The 17,806-nt window shown below is 69.7% G+C and carries 16 protein-coding genes; 4 read left to right on the top strand and 12 right to left on the bottom strand.

All coding sequences use genetic code 11. The annotated features are described in order from the left end of the window. Positions 1 to 10 precede the first annotated feature (10 nt). Together pepE and GT347_RS06620 are read right to left on the bottom strand one after the other, a co-directional pair. A complete protein-coding gene (pepE, locus tag GT347_RS06625; RefSeq protein WP_160551213.1) occupies positions 11 to 709 on the bottom strand; it encodes a dipeptidase PepE in 699 nt (232 codons plus the stop codon). Next, a complete protein-coding gene (locus GT347_RS06620; RefSeq protein WP_160551212.1) occupies positions 709 to 1,497 on the bottom strand; it encodes an IclR family transcriptional regulator in 789 nt (262 codons plus the stop codon). Before GT347_RS06620 ends, pepE begins: the two co-directional genes overlap by 1 nt. An 81-nt stretch (positions 1,498 to 1,578) precedes the next feature. On the opposite strand from GT347_RS06620, the gene GT347_RS06615 reads away from it, so the two are divergent. The 3 genes from GT347_RS06615 to GT347_RS06605 all read left to right on the top strand — a co-directional run bounded on the left by GT347_RS06615 (position 1,579) and on the right by GT347_RS06605 (position 4,589). Continuing rightward, positions 1,579 to 2,595: an NAD(P)H-quinone oxidoreductase gene (locus GT347_RS06615; protein WP_160551211.1), complete on the top strand. Its 1,017-nt coding sequence runs from the start codon at positions 1,579 to 1,581 to the stop codon at positions 2,593 to 2,595. Between the two features lie 99 nt (positions 2,596 to 2,694). Beyond that, on the top strand, positions 2,695 to 4,344 hold the full coding sequence (gene mqo, locus GT347_RS06610; RefSeq protein WP_160551210.1) for a malate dehydrogenase (quinone): 1,650 nt from the start codon (positions 2,695 to 2,697) through the stop codon (positions 4,342 to 4,344). Positions 4,345 to 4,385: 41 nt separating this feature from the next. Beyond that, complete coding sequence (locus GT347_RS06605) at positions 4,386 to 4,589, top strand: SlyX family protein (RefSeq protein ID WP_160551209.1); 204 nt, start codon at positions 4,386 to 4,388, stop codon at positions 4,587 to 4,589. 21 nt (positions 4,590 to 4,610) lie between these two features. Here the strand turns inward: GT347_RS06605 and GT347_RS06600 are convergent, their stop codons facing one another. The 5 genes from GT347_RS06600 to GT347_RS06580 are packed head-to-tail and all read right to left on the bottom strand — an operon-like array spanning position 4,611 to position 11,500. After that, positions 4,611 to 5,849 (bottom strand): CaiB/BaiF CoA transferase family protein, encoded by a 1,239-nt coding sequence (locus GT347_RS06600; RefSeq protein ID WP_160551208.1) that lies wholly within the window; start codon positions 5,847 to 5,849, stop codon positions 4,611 to 4,613. A 1-nt stretch (position 5,850) separates the two neighbouring features. Then, positions 5,851 to 6,645, bottom strand: a complete 795-nt coding sequence (locus GT347_RS06595) for an enoyl-CoA hydratase (RefSeq protein ID WP_160551207.1) — start codon at positions 6,643 to 6,645, stop codon at positions 5,851 to 5,853. A gap of 12 nt (positions 6,646 to 6,657) precedes the next feature. Continuing rightward, on the bottom strand, positions 6,658 to 7,635 hold the full coding sequence (locus tag GT347_RS06590; protein WP_160551206.1) for a Bug family tripartite tricarboxylate transporter substrate binding protein: 978 nt from the start codon (positions 7,633 to 7,635) through the stop codon (positions 6,658 to 6,660). 39 nt (positions 7,636 to 7,674) lie between these two features. Continuing rightward, the gene (locus GT347_RS06585) at positions 7,675 to 9,849 is read right to left on the bottom strand and encodes a hydantoinase/oxoprolinase family protein (protein WP_160551205.1); all 2,175 of its coding nucleotides are present in this window, start codon (positions 9,847 to 9,849) and stop codon (positions 7,675 to 7,677) included. Between the two features lie 37 nt (positions 9,850 to 9,886). After that, positions 9,887 to 11,500 carry a hydantoinase B/oxoprolinase family protein gene (locus GT347_RS06580; protein ID WP_160551204.1) on the bottom strand — a complete coding sequence of 538 codons (1,614 nt, stop codon included), beginning with the start codon at positions 11,498 to 11,500 and terminating at the stop codon, positions 9,887 to 9,889. Between the two features lie 194 nt (positions 11,501 to 11,694). Between GT347_RS06580 and GT347_RS06575 the strand changes: the two genes are divergently transcribed. Continuing rightward, complete coding sequence (locus GT347_RS06575; protein WP_160551203.1) at positions 11,695 to 12,669, top strand: LysR substrate-binding domain-containing protein; 975 nt, start codon at positions 11,695 to 11,697, stop codon at positions 12,667 to 12,669. 34 nt (positions 12,670 to 12,703) lie between these two features. On the opposite strand, the gene GT347_RS06570 is transcribed toward GT347_RS06575, so the two are convergent. The 5 genes from GT347_RS06570 to GT347_RS06550 all read right to left on the bottom strand — a co-directional run bounded on the left by GT347_RS06570 (position 12,704) and on the right by GT347_RS06550 (position 17,701). Continuing rightward, positions 12,704 to 13,735 (bottom strand): diguanylate cyclase domain-containing protein, encoded by a 1,032-nt coding sequence (locus GT347_RS06570; protein WP_160551202.1) that lies wholly within the window; start codon positions 13,733 to 13,735, stop codon positions 12,704 to 12,706. Between the two features lie 21 nt (positions 13,736 to 13,756). Then, entirely contained in the window at positions 13,757 to 14,509 is a 753-nt protein-coding gene (locus GT347_RS06565) for an anti-sigma factor (protein ID WP_160551201.1), read from the bottom strand. After that, complete coding sequence (locus GT347_RS06560; protein WP_160551200.1) at positions 14,506 to 15,093, bottom strand: sigma-70 family RNA polymerase sigma factor; 588 nt, start codon at positions 15,091 to 15,093, stop codon at positions 14,506 to 14,508. Before GT347_RS06560 ends, GT347_RS06565 begins: the two co-directional genes overlap by 4 nt. 26 nt (positions 15,094 to 15,119) lie before the next feature. Next, complete coding sequence (locus GT347_RS06555; protein WP_160551199.1) at positions 15,120 to 15,692, bottom strand: DUF3455 domain-containing protein; 573 nt, start codon at positions 15,690 to 15,692, stop codon at positions 15,120 to 15,122. Between the two features lie 137 nt (positions 15,693 to 15,829). Next, positions 15,830 to 17,701 (bottom strand): ATP-dependent metallopeptidase FtsH/Yme1/Tma family protein, encoded by a 1,872-nt coding sequence (locus GT347_RS06550; RefSeq protein WP_160551198.1) that lies wholly within the window; start codon positions 17,699 to 17,701, stop codon positions 15,830 to 15,832. Between the last annotated feature and the right edge of the window lie 105 nt (positions 17,702 to 17,806).

The raw sequence follows: 17,806 nt of genomic DNA, 5'->3' as shown, positions 1-17,806 counted from the left end.
GGTCCTGTGTTCAGGCGGGCAGGGTGAGGGGGCCGGCGACCAGCGCACGCGGCTCGGCGCCTTCGCTGAACCAGTAGGAGGGGGCTTCGCCGGCCAGCGCGAAGGCATCGCCGCTGACGCGCAGCCAGTTGCCTTCGGGCAGGCCCAGCACCGGCATCGCCGGGTTGGCCCGGGTGAATTCGGCCAGGCGCTGGTTGCGGCTCTCGCCGCGTATGCCTTCGGGCAGGGCGTTGGTGTAGTGGGGGTTGATCTGGAAGGGGATCAGGTCGAGTGCGTCGAAGCCCATGGGGTCGACCACCGGCATGTCGTTGGTGGTGCAGATGGTGGGGCAGGCCAGGTTGGCGCCGGCGCTCCAGCCCAGGTAGGGCATGCCGGCGGCGACGCGGCGGCGGATGCGCGGCAGCAGGCCCAGGCGCCGGCAGTGCAGGGTGAGGGCGAAGGTGTTGCCGCCGCCGACGATCACCATCTGCGCCGCATCGACGGCCTGCGCCGGGTCGGCGCTGCGGTGCAGCGAGCTCACACGCAGGCCGATGGGGGCCAGGGCGCCGGCCACCAGGGCTTCGTACTCGTCCCAGCCGCGGGTGATGCCGGCGTAGGGCACGAACACGGCCTCTTCCACGCCCTTGGCATGTTCGGCGATGGCGTCTAGCGCATAGCCCAAATAGCCGGTGGGGCCGGTGGAGTTGCTCAGCAGCAGCAGTTTCTTCATCAGGTTTCCTTGTTCGGTGCGGCGAGCGCCCACCAGGGGTCTTGCAGGCGTTCGCCCAGGGGCGCGACGGTGGCCAGCAGGTCGGTCCGCACCCGTTCCACTTCGGTGGCGGCCACCTGGGCGGCGAAGGACACGGCTAGGCCGATCACGCTGCGGCCCACCGGATCGAAGAGCGTGGTGGCGACGGCGGCGATGCCGGGCAGGCCCTCGTCCACCGCCACGTCGAAGCGCTGGCGCCGGGCCTCGGCCACGCGGGCGCGCAGTTCGGCCAGCGTCTGCGGGCAGCGGGGCGGGGCCGGCGGATTCAGGGGCCAAGGCGCGGCGGCGTAGCGCAGCTCGAATTCGGCATCGGACAGGCGCGACAGCAGCACCCGCCCCATGGCGGTGACATGGGCCGGCAGGCGCGAGCCCACCGGCGACATGACCTGCAGCGGCTGGAAGCCGGTGAAGTGCTCCACCAGCACCGAATGCGTGCCGTCGAGCACCGAGAGATGGGCCGCATGGCCGGTGCGGGCGCAGACCGCCACCAGCGCGTCGTGCGCCTGCGCCTGCAGGGTGGAGGCGCCCTGGCGCTGGGCGGCGGCCAGTTCGCTCACCAGCGGGCCCAGCCGGTATTGGCGGGTGACGGCATCGCGCTCCAGCCAGCCGACCTCGGCCATCTGCACCAGCACCCGGGAGCTGGTGCTGGCCGGCCAGTCCAGCGCCTCGGTGAGCGTGGCCACGCCGAGCGTGGTCCGGCCCTGGGCGAAGAGGCGCAGCACGTCGGTGGCGGTGTTCAAAATTCCCATGGATTCCCGTAAAATGGAAATGCATTCCCTTGATTCGGAATTATTATGGGCTTTCCGATTCTCACGTCAAGGTTTACCCGCATGGAAATCCCGTCCACCCATCGCTGTGTGGAGGTGCCGGTGCCCGGCGCCGCCGAGGCCCTGCTGCTGGTCGAGCGGCCGGTGCCGGTGCCCGGGCCGGGCGAGCTGCTGATCCGCGTCTTCGCCGCCGGGGTGAACCGGGCCGATGTGAAGCAGCGCGAGGGCGTGTACGACATGCCGGCGGGCGCTTCCATCGTGCCGGGGCTGGAGGTGTCGGGCGAGGTAGCTGCACGCGGCGCCGGGTCGTCGAGGTTCGCCCTCGGCGACCGGGTCTGCGCCCTGCTGATCGGCGGCGCTTATGCCGAGTACTGCGTGGTGCCCGAGGTGCAGTGCCTGCCGCTGCCCGAAGGCCTGGGCTGGGTGGAAGCGGCCGGCTTGCCCGAGACCGTGTTCACCGTCTGGATGGCCCTGTTCGAACAGGCTCGGCTGCAGCCCGGCGAGGTGGTGCTGGTGCACGGCGGCGCCAGCGGCATCGGCACCACGGCGATCCAGATGGCCAAGCTGGCCGGCGCCCGCGTCTTCGCCACCGCCGGCAGCGCGGAGAAATGCGCGCGCTGCGTGGCGCTGGGCGCCGAGCTGGCGGTGAACTACCACGAGCAGGACTTCGCCGAGGTGCTGGCCGGGCGCCTGGGCAGCCGCGGCGTGGACGTGATCCTTGACATCGTCGGCGCCCCTTATGTAGCCCGCAACCTGAAGCTGCTGGCCATCGAGGGCCGGCTCTGCTACCTGGCGGGCGATGCCGGCCGCACCGTGCAGATGGACCTGCTGCCGGTGATCCAGAAACGCATCTCGGTGACCGGCGCCTCGCTGCGCCGCCGCCCGGTCGCGGAAAAAGGCCGGCTGGCCGAGGCGATCGAACGCCGCGTCTGGCCCTGGGTGGCCAGCGGCGCGCTCCAGGCCCAGATCGGCGCGACCCTGCCGCTGGAGCAGGTCGCCGATGCCCACCGCGCGCTGGAGGCCGGCGAGGTGATCGGCAAGATGATCCTGACCACCCGCGCCCTCACCCAGGCCGGATAGCGCAATCCCCCTCGGAGGACAGGGACTTGGACCCGCCTAGAATGCCGCCTCCCGCGGCGCTGGAGGCGGGTTTACCCGTATTCAGGAGTTCCTCAGGTGATGAAGAGAAGAGTGTTCCCGGCGGCGGCGCTGGGTGTGGCCGCGGCCCTGGCATTCGGTCCGGCGCATGCGGCCGAGCCGCGCAAGGTCGATGTGCTGCTGATTGGCGGCGGCATCATGAGCACCACGCTGGGCGTGTGGCTGAGCGAGCTGGAACCCGGCTGGTCGATGGAACTGGTCGAGCGCCTGGACCAGGTCGCCGAGGAAAGCTCCAACGGCTGGAACAACGCCGGCACCGGCCATTCGGCCCTGGCCGAGCTGAACTACACGCCGGAAGACAAGAACGGCAAGGTGCAGATCGCCAAGGCCATCGAGATCAACGAGGCCTTCCAGGTCTCGCGCCAGTTCTGGTCCTGGCAGGTGAAGAACGGCGTGCTGAAGAACCCGCGCTCCTTCATCAACTCCACGCCGCACATGAGTTTCGTCTGGGGCGACTCGAACATCGCCTTCCTGAAGAAGCGCTACGACGCCCTGCAGGCGAGCCCGCTGTTCCGCCCCATGCAGTATTCGGAAGACCCGGCGCAGATCGCCAAATGGGTGCCGCTGATGATGCAGGGCCGCGACCCCGCGCAGAAGCTCGCCGTCACCTGGACGCCCATCGGCACCGATGTGAACTTCGGCGAGATCACGCGCCAGTTCGCGGCCCACCTGCAGTCGCGGCCCAACTTCTCGATGAAGCTCTCCAGCGAGGTGCGCGACATCCACCGCAACAACGACGGCAGCTGGCGCGTCAGCTACAAGAACCTGAAGACCGGCGAGAGCACCGATACGGATGCCAAGTTCGTCTTCATCGGCGCCGGCGGCGGCGCGCTGCACCTGCTGCAGAAGTCGGGCATCCCCGAGGCGCGCGACTACGCGGCCTTCCCGGTGGGCGGCTCCTTCCTCGTCACCGAGAACCCTACGGTGGCCCAGCAGCACCTGGCCAAGGCCTACGGCATCGCCTCCACCGGCGCGCCGCCGATGTCGGTGCCGCACCTGGACACGCGGGTGCTCGACGGCAAGCGCGTGATCCTTTTCGGCCCCTTCGCCACCTTCTCGACCAAGTTCCTCAAGGAAGGCTCCTACCTCGACCTGCTGACCAGCACGACGCCGCACAACGTGTGGCCGATGACCAAGGTGGGCGTGGACCAGTTCGACCTGGTGCAGTACCTGGCCGGCCAGCTGATGATGTCGGACGACGACCGCTTCAATGCCCTGAAGCAGTACTTCCCGCAGGCGAAGAAGGAAGACTGGCGCCTGTGGCAGGCCGGCCAGCGGGTGCAGATCATCAAGCGCGACGCCGAAAAGGGCGGCGTGCTCAAGCTGGGCACCGAGATCGTCGCGTCGAAGGACAACAGCATCGCCGGCCTGCTCGGCGCATCGCCCGGCGCATCGACCGCCGCGCCCATCATGCTGAGCGTGCTGGAGAAGGTCTTCAAGGACAAGGTCGCCACGCCCGAGTGGCAGCAGAAGATCCGCCAGATCGTGCCCAGCTACGGCACCCACCTCAACGACAGCGCCGCACGGGTGGTCCAGGAGTGGGCCTACACCGGCGAAGTGCTGCAGCTGACCCCGGCGCCGGCCATCGACATGGGCCCCGCACCGCAACCCGCCGTGCGTGGCGAGCCGGCCGGCAACAAGAGTGTTCCGGCGCGGGACATGGCGCTGTAAGAAGAGGGCGGGGCCGCCTGTTGCGGATGCTCTAATCGCGCATGGACACCGAACAGCGGCTCAACGAAGTCGAGATCAAGCTCAGCTACACCGAGGATCTGCTCGATGAGCTGAACCTCACGATCTACCGGCAGCAGGAACAGATCGACGCCCTGATCCGGCAAGTGGCGTCGCTGCGGCAGCAGTCGCCCGACAGCGGCGGCGCGCCGCGCAATCCGCAGGACGAGCTGCCGCCTCACTACTAGGCGCGCAGACTCGGCATCGGCTCAGATCACGCCGTCGGCGTAGAAGCCCGCGATGTCCTGCTCCGAATAACCCGCCTCGGCCAGGATCTCGTCGGTGTGCTCGCCGCGCAGCGGCGTCACGCTGCGCATCTGCGAGGGCGTGCGGCTGAGCTGGAAGGGCTGGCCCACCACCTGGATGGCGCCCAGGGTCTGGTGCTGCAGCGTCTGGGCCACCTGCAGGTGCCGCACCTGCGGGTCCTCGAAGACCTCGTTCATCCGGTTGATCGGGCCGGCGGCCACGCTGCCGCGTTCGAACACTTCCAGCCAGTGGGCCGAGCCGTGTTCGCGGGTGCGGCGCGACAGCTCGGCGTTGAGCGCCGTGCGGTGTTCGGAGCGGCCTTCCTCGGTCGAGTACTCCGGCACCGCCATCAGCTCCTCGCAGCCCATGGCCTTGACCAGGCGGGCGAACATGGCCTGCTCGCCGGCGGCGATGTTGATCCAGCCGTCGGCCGTGGGATAGACGCCGGTGGGGATCGAGGTGGGATGGTCGTTGCCGGCTTGCACCGGGATGTCGCCGTTCATCAGCCAGCGCGCGGCCTGGAAATCGAGCATCGAGATCATGGCCTGCAGCAGCGACACCTGCACCCACTGGCCCTGGCCGGAGCTGGCGCGCTCCAGCAGCGCGGTCATCACCGCCAGCGCGCAGAAGAGGCCGGCGGCCACATCGGCCACGGCGATGCCGGCGCGGGTCGGGCCGTTGTCGGCATGGCCGTTGACCGACATCATGCCGCCCATGCCCTGCACGATGTGGTCGAAGCCCGGGCGCTTGGCATAGGGGCCGTCCTGGCCGAAGCCGGAGATGCTGGCGTAGACGATGCGCGGGTTGATCGCCTTCAGCGATTCGTAGTCGATGCCCAGGCGGAACTTCACGTCCGGCCGGAAGTTCTCGGCCACCACGTCGGCCTGCTCGACCAGCCGGCGGAAGATGGCCAGGCCACGCGGATCCTTCAGGTTGATGGTCAGCGAGCGCTTGTTGCGGTGCAGGTTCTGGAAGTCGGGCCCGTCGCGCAGGCCGCCCCAGCCGTCGCTCACCTCCATGTACTGCGGGCTCTCGATCTTGATCACGTCGGCGCCCCAGTCGGCGAACTGGCGGATGGCGGTGGGGCCGGCGCGCACGCGGGTCAGGTCGAGCACGCGGATGTTGGCCAGGGGGCCCTGGCGGGGCGCTGCGGCTGAAGCATCGGCCGGGGCCGGGCGCCCTTCGGTGGTGGTGGCGGACATCTCAGTTCCCCTTGAAGTTCGGGCTGCGCTTGGCGGCGAAGGCATCGCGGCCTTCCAGGTAGTCCTGGCTGCGGTAGCAGGCGTCGATGAGGTCCTGGGCGGCCTGCATGTCGACCTGTCCGGCAGGCTTTTCCTGTTCGAGGAAGCCGCGTTTCAAGGCGCGCAAGGTGAGCGGCGCGTTGGCGGCGATCACGGCGGCATAGGCGCGCACGGCGTCTTCCAGCTCGGCGGTGGGCACCACCTGGTGGACCAGGCCGGTGCGCAGGGCCTGCTCGGCATCCCAGCGCCGGCCGCTGAAGAACAGGTCGCGCGCCATGGCCGGGCTCAGCAGGCGCGACAGGCGCACCTGGCCTTCCCAGCTGAAGCCCAGGCCGAGCTTGACGGCGGGGATGGCGAACTGCGCCCGGTCGTCGCAGATGCGGATGTCGCAGCTGCTGGCGAAGTCCAGGCCGCCGCCGATGCAGTAGCCGTGGATCATCGCGATGGTCGGCTTGCTGCAGGCGTAGACCGCGTTGTAGGAGTCCTCGTTCATGTCGTGGTACGCCCGGTTCTGCTCGGGGTTGGTGCGCACCTCGCCGAAGCCCGAGATGTTGGAGCCGGCGGCGAAGGCGCGTTCGCCCATGCCGTTGACCACCACCACGCGGATCTCGGGATCGGCATCGAAGCCTGCCATCACGGCGGGCACCGCGCGTGCCATCTCCACCGAGATGGCGTTGTGCTTGGCCGGGTTGTTGAAAGTCATCCAGCCGATGGCGCCTTCTTTGCGGGCCAGCAGGAATTCGGTGCTTGATGTCATGGGGTTCTTGTCTCAGTCGTCGGCGGTGAGGTGCGCTTCCTGGATGAGCGCGGTGAACTTCTTCTTCTCGGACGAGATGAAGGCGGTGTCGGCATCGAGCGTGCCGCCGATCGGGTTCACGCCCAGCTCCTTCCACTTGGCCGCGAGTTCCGGAGAATGGACGATGGCGTCGATGTCGGCATTGAGCTTTTTGGCGATGGACTGCGGCGTGCCGGCCGGCACGGCCACGGTGAACCAGGCGGTGAACTGGTAGCCGGGCACGCCGGACTCGGCCACGGTCGGGATGCCGGGCATCACGTCCGAACGCGTCTTGCTGGTGATCGCCAATGCCCGCACCCGGCCGCTCTGCACCATGGGCAGCACGGCGGGCAGGTTCTCCACCATCAGCTGGATCTGGCCGCCCATCAGGTCGTTCATGGCGGCCGAGCTGCCGCGGTAGGGCACATGTTTCAGGTCGATGCCGGCCACCTGCTTGAGCAGCTCGGTCGACAGGTGGGTGGAGGAGCCGTTGCCCGCCGAGCCGAAGAACAGCTCGCCCGGTTTCGCCTTGGCCAGGGCCAGGAACTCCTTCATGTTCTGCGCCGGCACCGCGGGGTTGACCACCAGCAGGTTGGGGAACTCGCCGATGATGGAGACCACCTGCAGCGCCTTCGACGGGTCGTAGTTCAGCTTGGGGTACATGGTGTAGGCCGCATGCACGCCGGTGGTGCCCAGCACGATGGTGTAGCCGTCGGGTGCCGACTTGGCGACCTGCTCGGCGCCGACGTGGCCGCTGGCGCCGGGACGGTTGTCCACCAGCACCGGCTGGCCGTATTTCAGCGAGAGCTGCTGGCCGACGATGCGGCCCAGGATGTCGGCGGCGCCGCCGGCGGTGAAGGGCACGACGAAGCGGATCGGCTTCGTAGGCCAGGCTTCAGCGGCCGACGCCGATCCAAAGGAAAACAGGCCGGCGGCCGCGAGCAGGGCCAGGAGCATCGAACGTTTGTACATGGGGCATTCCTAAGTTCAGGGAGGATGTGGTGCAGGCGTTCAGGCGCATTGCTTGTCTCTCTCCGTTGCTTCGGATGCTTTGTTCTTGTGTTGCGCCGTCGAGGCGTCTTTTTGAATGGAATTCGTCAAGTCCACGATCAGGCTGCCGGAGCCGTCCACGCGGGTCAGCGAGCCGGCGGGCAGCACCAGGGTGGAAGAGGCTTCCTGCACGATGGCGGGGCCGGCGATCTCGAAGCCCACCGGCAGCGCCTCGCGCTGGAACACCGGCACTTCCTCGTAGCGTTTGTGCGCGCCCACCCAGATGCGGCGGCGGCTGCTGGCCACGGCCTGGCCGGCGGCCGGCGCGGCGGCGGCGCCGGCATCGAGCTTCGAGGCCGAAGCCTGTGCCGACACGGCCACGCGGATGTTCACGATCTCGACCTCGCCCTTGGGCGGTGTCTGGGTGAAGGTCTTGAGGTAGAGGCTGTCGAAAGCCTCGACCACCGCCCGGGCCGTGCCGGCGTCGTAGGGGCCGGCGGGCAGTTCGGTCACCACTTCGAAACCCTGGCCGACGAAACGCAAGTCCGCCGAACGCACGATGCGTGCCGGCTGGCTGCGATCGGACAGGGTGGCGGCGATCACGCCGAGCGCGTCCTGCTCCAGCACGGCGAAGGCGGCGTCGAGTTCGGCCCAGTCGATGCGCGACAGGCGCCTGGCCACTGTGGCCATGCGGTCCACCCGGGCCGGCGCCATCAGCAGGCCCAGGGCCGAGGCCACGCCCGCGCCGGGCGGGCAGACCACCTTCAGCGTGCCCAGGCGGCGCGCCACCTCGCAGCCGTGCAGCGGGCCGCCGCCGCCGGTCAGCAGCATGGAGAAGCGAGCAGCGTTGTGGCCGCGCTCGGCCACATGCACCCGGGCGGCGCCGGCCATGTTCTCGTTGACGATGGAGTGGATGCCCCAGGCCAGTTCGGGCACCGACACGCCGGCCTGCGCCGCCATCGGCGCCATGGCGGCCTCGGCCGCGGCGGTGTCCAGGGTGATGGTGCCGCCGGCGAAGCCTTCGGGGTCGAGGAAACCCAGGATCAGGTTGGCATCGGTCACCGTCGGCTGCTTGCCGCCGCGCCCGTAGCAGACCGGGCCGGGGTCGGAGGCCGCGCTCTCGGGGCCGACCTTGAGCAGGCCCATGGCATCGAGCTGCGCCAGGCTGCCGCCGCCCGCGCCGATCTCGATCAGCTCGATGGTCGAGATGCTGATCGGCAGGCCGCTGCCCTCGGTCAGGCGCTTCTCGCGGCTGGCCTCGAACTGGTGGGCGATCAGCGGCTCGCCGCCATCGACGATGGCCAGCTTGGCGGTGGTGCCGCCCATGTCGAAGGCCAGCACGTCCTCGATGCCCGAACGTTCGCCGAAGAAGGCGCCGGCCAGGGCGCCGGCCGCGGGGCCGGATTCCAGCAGCTGGATCGGCACCCGCTTGGCCTCTTCCACATGGGTCAGGCCGCCGTTGGACAGCATCATGAACAGCGGCGCGGTGATGCCCAGGCCGCGGATCTGCTCGCTCATCAGGTCCAGGTAGCCGTCGGCCAGCGGCTTGACGTAGGCATTGGCCACGGTGGTCACGCTGCGTTCGTATTCGCGGATCTGCGGCGAGACCTCCGAGGAGATCGACACGAAGAGCCCGGGATGGCGCGCCGCGATCAGTTCGCGCGCCCGCAGCTCGTGCACCGGGTTGGCGTAGGCATGCAGGAAGACGATGGCGATCGACTGCAGGCCCTCGGCCACCAGCTGGTCGGCGGCGGCCAGCAGGCCGGCCTCGTCGAGCGGGGTGAGCACGCTGCCGTCCGGGCCGATGCGCTCGGCCGCCTCCAGGCGCAGGTGGCGCGGCACCAGGGCCTTGGGCAGCTCGATGTGCAGGTCGTACAGCTCGTACTTGTGTTCGCGCGCCATCTCCAGCGTGTCGCGAAAACCGGCGGTGGTGATCAGGCCGGTGCGGGCGCCCTTGCGTTCGATCAGCGCGTTGGTGAAGAGCGTGGTGGCGTGGATCACCCGGGTGACGCAGGCGTAGTCCAGGCCTTCCCGCTGGAAGAGGCGCGACACGCCGGCCAGCACGCCCTTGTGCGGCGCGGCGGGGGTGGTGAGTTCCTTGTGCGAGACGGCGCGGCCGGTCTCGTGGGCGTACACCACGATGTCGGTGAAGGTGCCGCCGATGTCGATGCCGAGGGAGTAGGTCGAGGAGGTCATGTTCGCTGTCGGTTCGAAAGAGGGGAGGGCGGCGCGCTCAGGCGGCGGTGTAGGCGTCGCGGCGGTCGGCCTCGGCGCGTTCGCCGCTGCGTCGGGCGACCAGGCCGTAGCCGCCGCCGCCGGGGGTCTTCATCTCGACCACGCTGCCGGGCTGGATCACCTGCTGCACCTTGGGGTTCATGCAGCGCTGGCCGTCGATCAGCACCTCGCCCGGCGCGCCGCTGGCGCCGCCGGCCAGGCCCGGGGCCGCGGCCTCAGGGCGGGTGCGCTCGGCCATGAAGCTCGCCGTCATGGCGGTGGAGGCGCGGTTCTCGAACTTGATCGACTGGCCGGTGCCGCCGCGGTATTGCCCCTGGCCGCCGCCGTCGGCGCGCAGCTGGCGGTGGTGCACGTGGATGGGCAGCATCTGCTCGATCATCTCGACCGGGGTGGAGGAGATGTTGCTCGGCCAGGACAGCACGTTGATGCCGTCGCGATGGGCGGACGCCCCATAGCCGCCGTTCATGAAGAACATGTTGGCGTAGGTGCTGCCGTCGTCGCGCTGGCCGGCCACGTTGGCGCACCACAGGGGCGAGCCGACACCGGCGATGACGCGGTCGGGCATGGCCTCGGCCAGGGCCTGCACCACCATCATCGGCAGCATGTGGCCGACCAGGGCGCGCGCGCCGCCGGCCGCCGGCGGCAGGGCGTTGAGGATGCAGCCCGGCGGCGCCGTCACCTCGATCGGCGCGATCACGCCCTCGTTGCCGGCCACGTCCGGCAGCAGCACGGTGCGCACGCCGTAGCAGGTGTAGGCCTTGGTGTAGGCCAGGCAGACGTTGATCGACGCGGCCACCTGCGGATCGGTGCCGCTGTAGTCGACCGAGATGGCGCCGTCCTTGACGGTCATGGTCATCTCCAGGCGGATCGGCTGGCCGATGCCGTCGGTGACCGCGCTCTGTTTGTAGACGCCCTCGGGCACCCGGCGGATGGCGGCGCGCATGGCGGCCTCGGAGCGGCCCTGGATCTCCTGGGCCAGGCCGTCGAGCGAGTCCAGGCCGTGCTCTTCGAGCTGCGCCAGCACCCGGCTCTCGATGCGCTGCAGGGCGGTGAACTGGGCGTAGAGGTCGCCCATCACCTGGTCGGGTACCCGCACGTTCTTGCGCAGGATGCGTTCGAAGGTGGCGTCCATCTCGCCCTGGCGCATCACCTTCATGATGGGGATCTGCAGGCCTTCCTCGAAGACGGTGCGGGCATCGGCCGAACGCACCCGGCCGCCGATGTCGGGCGCATGCGCCACCGAGCCGGCCCAGCCGACGATGCGGCCGCGGTGGAAGATCGGCTTGGCCACGGTGATGTCGGGCAGGTGGCCGGTGCCCTGCCAGATGTCGTTGGTGATCAGCACGTCGTCCGGGCTCAGCTCGCCCTCGGCGAACTCGGCGATGAAGTGGCGCACCGTCTGCGGCACGGTGTTGAGGAAGGAGGGGATGCTGTGCGTGGCCTGGGCCAGGGAATGGCCGCGGGTGTCGGTCAGCACGCAGGCGAAGTCGTTGGACTCCCGCACATTGGTCGAGAAGGAGGTGCGCACCATGGCGACGGCGGCTTCGTCGACGATGGAGATCAGGCGGGTCCAGAGCAGTTCGAGGGTGATCGCGTCGAAACGGGGGGCCATGGGCGGGGGCTTTCTATCGGCTGGGGTTCGGGGCCGGCGGCCTGGGCGACCACCGCATGCCGCAAATTCTGCGGCGCGCTGCCATGCCTTACCAATGTTTTAAACACCCCTGTCTATTCCGGATCGATATACTCTTTGCGGCCCGTTTTTGGTGCCCCTCACCGCATTGGTGAATGTTCCCGGAGATCCATCCCATGCCCAGGACCGCCCCGCCGGCCATCGCGCCGCAGCCGCTGGTGCCCGCCCTCAACCACCGCCAGATCGAGGCCTTTCGGGCGGTGATGATCCGCGGCACCGCCACCGAGGCGGCGGTGCTGCTGCACACCTCGCAGCCGGTGGTCAGCAAGCTGATCGCGCGGCTGCAGGCGGTCAGCGGGTTGAAGCTCTTCGAGCTGCGCAAGGGCCGGCTCATGCCCACGCCGGAGGCGCGGCGGCTGTTCAACATGGTCGAGCGCAGCTACATCGGCCTGGAGCAGATCGGGCAGACCATCAGCGAGCTGCGCGGCATGCATGCCAGCCGCATCGAGCTGGGCTGCCTGCCCTCGCTGGGCATGGGGGTGCTGCCGGAGATCCTGCGGCGCTTCCAGGACCGGCATCCGACGGTGCAGGTGTCGATCAAGACGGTGAGCTCCACGCTGGTCAAGGACAGCGTGGCCTCCGGCCGGCTGGACCTGGGCATCACCATGCGCCAGGTCGACACGGCCGGCACCCATGCCGAGCCCCTGCCCAGCGTCAACGCGGTCTGCGTGATGGCGCCGGGCCACCACCTGGCCAGCAAGAAAGTGATCCAGGCCAGGGACCTGCACGGCCAGGCCTTCATCTGGCCCGACCGCAACGACAACATGCGCACCGCCATCGAGAAGGTGTTCGCCGCGCAGCGGGTGCAACCCCTCGTGGCGGTGGAGACCACCTACGCCATCACCATCTGCCTGCTGGCGCTGCAGGGCCTGGGCGTGGGCATCGTCAGCCCCTTCGTGGTGCCGCCGCTGCTGCAGGCGGGGCTGGTGGCGCGGCCCTTCAAGCCCGACCTGCCGGTGGACCTGGTGCTGCTGACGCCGCTGGGCCAGCCGGTGTCGCGCGCGGCCGGCGCGCTGGTGGAGGTGCTGCAGGAGGCGCTGCAGTCCTTCTCGCTCGATGCAGCCGTGCTGAAGCCGGCGCGCAAGCGCTGAACCTGGGCTCAGGCCCCGGACGCGCTCGGCGGCTTCAGGAGCGCGTGCCTTCGGCCGGCGCCGCCGGCTTGCGGGGCGCGAGCTGCTCCCGCGCGGTGACCTGCAGTTCGTAGCTGAAGAAGTCGTTGCGGCCGCGCGCCTTGGCCGCGTAGAGCGCCTCGTCGGCCCGCGTCACCATGCCCAGCATGGTGGTGGCGGCGTCGGGAATGCAGGTGGTGATGCCGGCCGACAGCGTGAGGTGCTCGCCGATCGGCGACTTGGGATGCACGATGCGCTGCGAGGCCAGCAGCTCGGCCAGCGTGCGCGCGAAGACCATGGCGCCGGAGCGCGGCGTGTTGGGCAGGATCAGCGCGAACTCCTCGCCGCCGATGCGGCAGGCCGAGTCGGTCGGGCGCCGGCACACGCCGCCGAGCAGGGCGGCGACCTTCTGCAGGCACTTGTCGCCCTCGGGGTGGCCGAGGGTGTCGTTGTACTGCTTGAAGTAGTCGATGTCGCAGATCATCAGCGTCAGCGGCAGCACCTCGCGGTGGGCGTAAGCGATCTGCTCGTGCAGCAGGCGGTCGAAGCCGCGGCGGTTGATCAGGCCGGTGAGGCCGTCGCGCTCCACCAGCAGGTTGAGCATGTTGTTGGCCTGGAACAGCTCCTCGGTCACGGCCGTCAGCCGCCGCTGCATGCCCAGCAGGCGCTGCATGGCGCGGATCTTGGCGGCCAGCACGGTGGGGCGCACCGGCTTGATCAGGTAGTCGTCGCCGCCCACGCGGATGCCTTCCCACAGGTCCTCGTCGCGGTCGAGGGCGGTCAGGAAGATGATCGGCGTCCAGTTGCCGCCCTCGGCATTGCGGATCTGCTCGGCGATCCAGTAGCCGTTGCGGCCGGGCATCTCGATGTCGAGCAGGATCAGGTCGGGCTTGTGCTGCTTGAATTGCGCCACCGCGTCCTCGGCGGTGGCGGCGGCGATCACCTCCAGCGCGCCCATGTTGCGCAGCTCCTGGTGCAGATAACGGCGGACCGAATCCTGGTCGTCCACGATCAGGATCTTCAGCGGGTCGTTGTGCAGGGTCTTCATGAAAATTTCGGAGGCAGGGGATCAGGACACCGGAACCGCGCGGCCGATGAACTGCACCGGCCCGGTCGGCCGATCCAGCGGCGAGCCCTGCGGCGGCTCCAGCGTCAGTTCGAAGAGTTGCTGGGCCTGCAGCGGCGGCAGCGATTTCAGCGGCACGCGAATCGCGTGCCCGGGCTCGACCAGGCCGAGGGAGACCGGGCCCTTCCAGCCGTCGGCCTTGGTCCAGAACTGCAGCGACTTGCCGGCCGGCACCGCGGTCTGGCCGAGCGGAATCAGCTGCACCTCGCCGACCCTGGCGCTGGCCTGCACCACCCAGCCGGGCGAGCGGTCCTGCGGCGCCACCAGCACCACCATGAAGGCCGGCGCCTGCGCCGGCTGCTGCGACTGCAGCACCAGCAGGCTGGCCAGCACCACCGCGGCCAGGCCCGCCGCGCCGGCCAGGCCGCGCCAGAGCGCCAGGCTCTGCCACCAGCGGGCGAAGGCATCGCCACGGCTGCCGGTCGGCACCGCGGCCGCGGATGGCGTGGCGGGGTCCAGGCTGCGTTCGATGCGCGCCCAGGTCGAGGGCAGTGGATCGACCGGGTCGACCAGCATGTTGAGCGGCTGCAGCCGTTCCTGCCAGGCATCGACGGCCTGGCGCAGGGCTTCGTCGTGGTCCAGGCCTTCCTGCACCTCGGCGCGTTCGTGCGCGCTCAGCAGGCCCAGCACATAACGACCGGCCAGGGCCTGCAGGTCGTCGTCGTCGTGGACGGAGGGGGTGTTCGGGGGGCTCATGCCAGGCACTCCCGCAGCGACTTGAGGCTGCGTGTGATCCACGCCTTCACCGTGCCCAGCGGGGTGGCCAGGCGTTCGGCGATCTCGCCGTGGGTGCAGCCGTCGAGGTAGGCCAGCAGGATGCAGTCGCGGCGCGCCTCGGGCAGCAGGGCCAGGCAGTCGTCGAGGCGGCCGAGTTCCAGCCGGCGTTCGGCGGCGCCGCTGCGGGCGTCCTGGTGTTCGGCCAGGGCGGCGGCGTCCTCGGCGGCTTCGGTGGCGTCCTCGTCCAGGCTCACGTCGCGCTGCTGGCGCCGGGCGTGGTCGAGGGCGACGTTGCGCAGCACGCTGTACATCCAGCCGCGGGCCGAGCCGCGGGCGGCGTCGAAGCTGGCGGCGCCCTGCCAGATGCGCACGAAGGCGTCGTGCAGCACGTCTTCCGCACGGTCACGGGTGCGCACGATGCGCAGCGCCATGCCGAGCAGGCGGCGGCTTTCGGCGCCGTACAGGCCTTGCAGGGCCTGGCGGTCGCCTTGGGCGCAGGCAGTCAAGGCGGACTCGTAGTCGAAGGCGGGCGGGGCGGAGATGCCGTCCGGAGATGGTCGCATCTCCGCATCGTAGCCGGGCTTTCGGCTTACATCGCCTTCCAGAAGATGTAATCGGCCTGGTAGGGCACGGTGGTCTTCTGGCCTTTGGTGGCCATGCTGCAGGGCATGCCGGCCGGCGCCACGCCGCCCTTGAGGGCCACGCGTTGGATATATGCCACGCCGGTCATCGCGCCGCTGCCCATGGCCGGGTTGGCCTTGACCAGCTGGTAGGGCAGGTTGCCCTCGCCCGCGGGCGCCACGGCCAGCTGGGTGGCGGTGACCTTGGAGCCGTCCGCCGCTTCCCAGGTGGCCGGCGGGCCGTAGTAGCGGCCGACGGGCTTGCCGCCGCGGTCGCTCAGCGTGGCGTTGGGGCCGACGAAGACCCATTCGGTCTGGCCGGGCATGTTGGCCTTGTCGCGGCATTCGTAGCTGATGTCGCCCTTGCCCACGGTTTCCCAGGCCACCTTGTGGCCGGCCGGCACCTGGATGGTGGCGGGCAGGCTGGCCTGCGAGAAGGGCATGCCGCCCATCGGTGCGGACATGGAGCCGCAGCCGACGAGGCCCAGCAGGGCAGTGGCAGCGGCGCCGGCGGCGGCGATACGGAGGGTCGAAGCGGTCATGAATATCTCCACGGAAGATTGATGAATCGGAGCCTGTTTTTCCAGGCTTCCGTTCAGCACTACCGGGGAGACGGCGATCTGGATGCACCCGCCTGTCGAAAAAATCCAAGGCGGGATGCCGTCCTACAAAACCAGGCTCAGGCGGCGCGGCGCAGCGCGGGGTGCACCAGCTCTTCGACGCGGGCGCCGTCGACCGTTTCCTGCTCCAGCAGTTCGGCCGTCAGCGCCTTGAGGGCATGCAGGTGCAGCTGCAGCAGTTCGGCGCAGCGGGCTTCCTGGTCCTGCAGCAGGTTGTTGGCTTCCTTGACCGCATCGCCCATCAGGCTGCCTGCATGCTGGGCCGGCACGGCGGCCAGGCTGAACAGGCCGGCGGTGGGCGACAGGCCGTATTTGGCCACCATGTCCAGCGCCAGGCGCGAGCATTCCTGCAGGTCCTGCGCCGCGCCGCTGGAGGCCTCGCCCAGCAGCAGCAGCTCGGCGCCGCGGCCGGCCAGCAGCATCTGGATGCGCGCCTCGATGAAGCTCTTGGGGTAGAGCGCCTTGTCCTCTTCCTGCGTGACCAGGGTGACGCCCAGGGCGCCGCCGCGCGGCAGGATGGTGACCTTCTCGACCTTGCCCGCGCGCAGGGCGCAGGCCACGATGGCATGGCCGGCCTCGTGCACCGCCACCCGTTCCAGCTCCTGCCGCGACAGGGCGCGCTGCGCGCCGTTGCGTTCGCCGATGCGGGCGGTCTCCACCGATTCCATGAAGTGGGCCATGGTGACCTCGCCCGCATCCTCGCGGGCGGCCACCAGGGCGGCGTGGTTGACGATGTAGGCCAGCGCGGCCGGCGCCAGGCCGGTGGTCATGCGGGCAAGCTGGTCGAAATCCATGGCGGGCACGGAAGGCAGCTTCTTCGTGTAGAGCCGCAGGATGTCGGCGCGGTCGCGCACATCCGGCAGCTTCACATGCACCCGGCGGTCGAAGCGGCCTTCGCGCAGCAGGGCTTCGTCGAGGTTCTCGGCCAGGTTGGTGGCGCCGATGACGATCACGCCGGCGTTGTCGGAGAAGCCGTCCATCTCCACCAGCACCTGGTTGATGATGCGGTTGCCCTCGGACTCGGCCGCGCCGTTGCCCTGGCTGCGCTTGGAGAGGCCGTCGATCTCGTCGATGAACAGGATGCAGGGCGCGTTCTTGCGTGCCGTGGCGAAGAGCTGCTTGACCTTGGCCACGCCCACGCCGAAGAACTTGGAGGTGAACTCGCTGCCGTTGGTGGCGATGAAGTTCACCCCGGCCTCGCCCGCCAGGGCCTTGGCCAGCAGGGTCTTGCCGACGCCCGGGCCGCCCAGCATCAGCACGCCGCGCGGTGCGTGGGCGCCAAGAGCGGCGAAACGCTCGGGCTGCTGCAGGAACTGCACCACGTCGGACAGGGCGGCCTTGGCCTCGCCCGCGCCGATCACGTCGGCGAAGCGGATGTCGCGCGGGCGCTGCACCAGCTTGGCCATGGAGAACACGTCCTGGCGCATCACGAAGAGCACCGCGCCGATCAGAGCCACCGGCAGCAGCAGGCTCAGCAGCACGCGGATGATCTCGAAGGCGCGGTCCCATTTGGCCGCGCCGTCCACGCCCACCTTGAGCCGGGGCAGCATGGAGAGTTCGAAGGGCGATGCGTTGGCGGCCTGCGCCTGGGCGATCACCAAGCCGGCGAAGGCACCGCGGCCGTCCAGCACGAAATAGCGTTCGCCCGATTTGTTGCTGATGAGCAGCGCGTTCGGCGTGATGCCCACCGCCTGCACCTGACCGGCCTTGAGGTCGGCGAGCAGGGCGGAACCGTCGCGCTGTTGTTCCTGCCAGGGGGTGGCGTCCTGCGCCATCTCGCGGCCGACGGCGCCGGCGGGCAGCAGGCCGGCATCGGCAGGTGCCGCGGCCGGCCAGGCCATCCAGCCGCCCACGCACACCGCGACGAGGAGCACCGCCAGGGCCGCCAGGGCACGCCGGGTCTTGAGAAAACGCAAGAGAGTCTGCTTCATGGAGGCCGGCGGCGGGTGGCACGCGGGAGAGGGAGGGAATCCGCGAATTGTAGGAAATATCCTACCTTCTGCCTGAAAAATAAGCATTGACCCAAGTCGGCTGGG

It is taken from the genome of Xylophilus rhododendri (assembly GCF_009906855.1).
GTDB lineage: Bacteria > Pseudomonadota > Gammaproteobacteria > Burkholderiales > Burkholderiaceae_C > Xylophilus > Xylophilus rhododendri.
Note: the sequence above shows the minus strand (reverse complement) of the source record. Positions and strands in the feature narration are given on the sequence as shown.

What these genes read in the sequence shown, in the direction of transcription:
- GT347_RS06555 (WP_160551199.1), bottom strand. Translation starts at nt 15,692, where the DNA reads ATGACCGCTTCGACCCTCCGTATCGCCGCCGCCGGCGCCGCTGCCACT.
- GT347_RS06615 (WP_160551211.1), top strand. Translation starts at nt 1,579, where the DNA reads ATGGAAATCCCGTCCACCCATCGCTGTGTGGAGGTGCCGGTGCCCGGC.
- mqo (WP_160551210.1), top strand. Translation starts at nt 2,695, where the DNA reads ATGAAGAGAAGAGTGTTCCCGGCGGCGGCGCTGGGTGTGGCCGCGGCC.
- GT347_RS06585 (WP_160551205.1), bottom strand. Translation starts at nt 9,849, where the DNA reads ATGACCTCCTCGACCTACTCCCTCGGCATCGACATCGGCGGCACCTTC.
- GT347_RS06560 (WP_160551200.1), bottom strand. Translation starts at nt 15,093, where the DNA reads ATGCGACCATCTCCGGACGGCATCTCCGCCCCGCCCGCCTTCGACTAC.
- pepE (WP_160551213.1), bottom strand. Translation starts at nt 709, where the DNA reads ATGAAGAAACTGCTGCTGCTGAGCAACTCCACCGGCCCCACCGGCTAT.
- GT347_RS06580 (WP_160551204.1), bottom strand. Translation starts at nt 11,500, where the DNA reads ATGGCCCCCCGTTTCGACGCGATCACCCTCGAACTGCTCTGGACCCGC.
- GT347_RS06605 (WP_160551209.1), top strand. Translation starts at nt 4,386, where the DNA reads ATGGACACCGAACAGCGGCTCAACGAAGTCGAGATCAAGCTCAGCTAC.
- GT347_RS06595 (WP_160551207.1), bottom strand. Translation starts at nt 6,645, where the DNA reads ATGACATCAAGCACCGAATTCCTGCTGGCCCGCAAAGAAGGCGCCATC.
- GT347_RS06565 (WP_160551201.1), bottom strand. Translation starts at nt 14,509, where the DNA reads ATGAGCCCCCCGAACACCCCCTCCGTCCACGACGACGACGACCTGCAG.
- GT347_RS06570 (WP_160551202.1), bottom strand. Translation starts at nt 13,735, where the DNA reads ATGAAGACCCTGCACAACGACCCGCTGAAGATCCTGATCGTGGACGAC.
- GT347_RS06575 (WP_160551203.1), top strand. Translation starts at nt 11,695, where the DNA reads ATGCCCAGGACCGCCCCGCCGGCCATCGCGCCGCAGCCGCTGGTGCCC.
- GT347_RS06550 (WP_160551198.1), bottom strand. Translation starts at nt 17,701, where the DNA reads ATGAAGCAGACTCTCTTGCGTTTTCTCAAGACCCGGCGTGCCCTGGCG.
- GT347_RS06620 (WP_160551212.1), bottom strand. Translation starts at nt 1,497, where the DNA reads ATGGGAATTTTGAACACCGCCACCGACGTGCTGCGCCTCTTCGCCCAG.
- GT347_RS06590 (WP_160551206.1), bottom strand. Translation starts at nt 7,635, where the DNA reads ATGTACAAACGTTCGATGCTCCTGGCCCTGCTCGCGGCCGCCGGCCTG.
- GT347_RS06600 (WP_160551208.1), bottom strand. Translation starts at nt 5,849, where the DNA reads ATGTCCGCCACCACCACCGAAGGGCGCCCGGCCCCGGCCGATGCTTCA.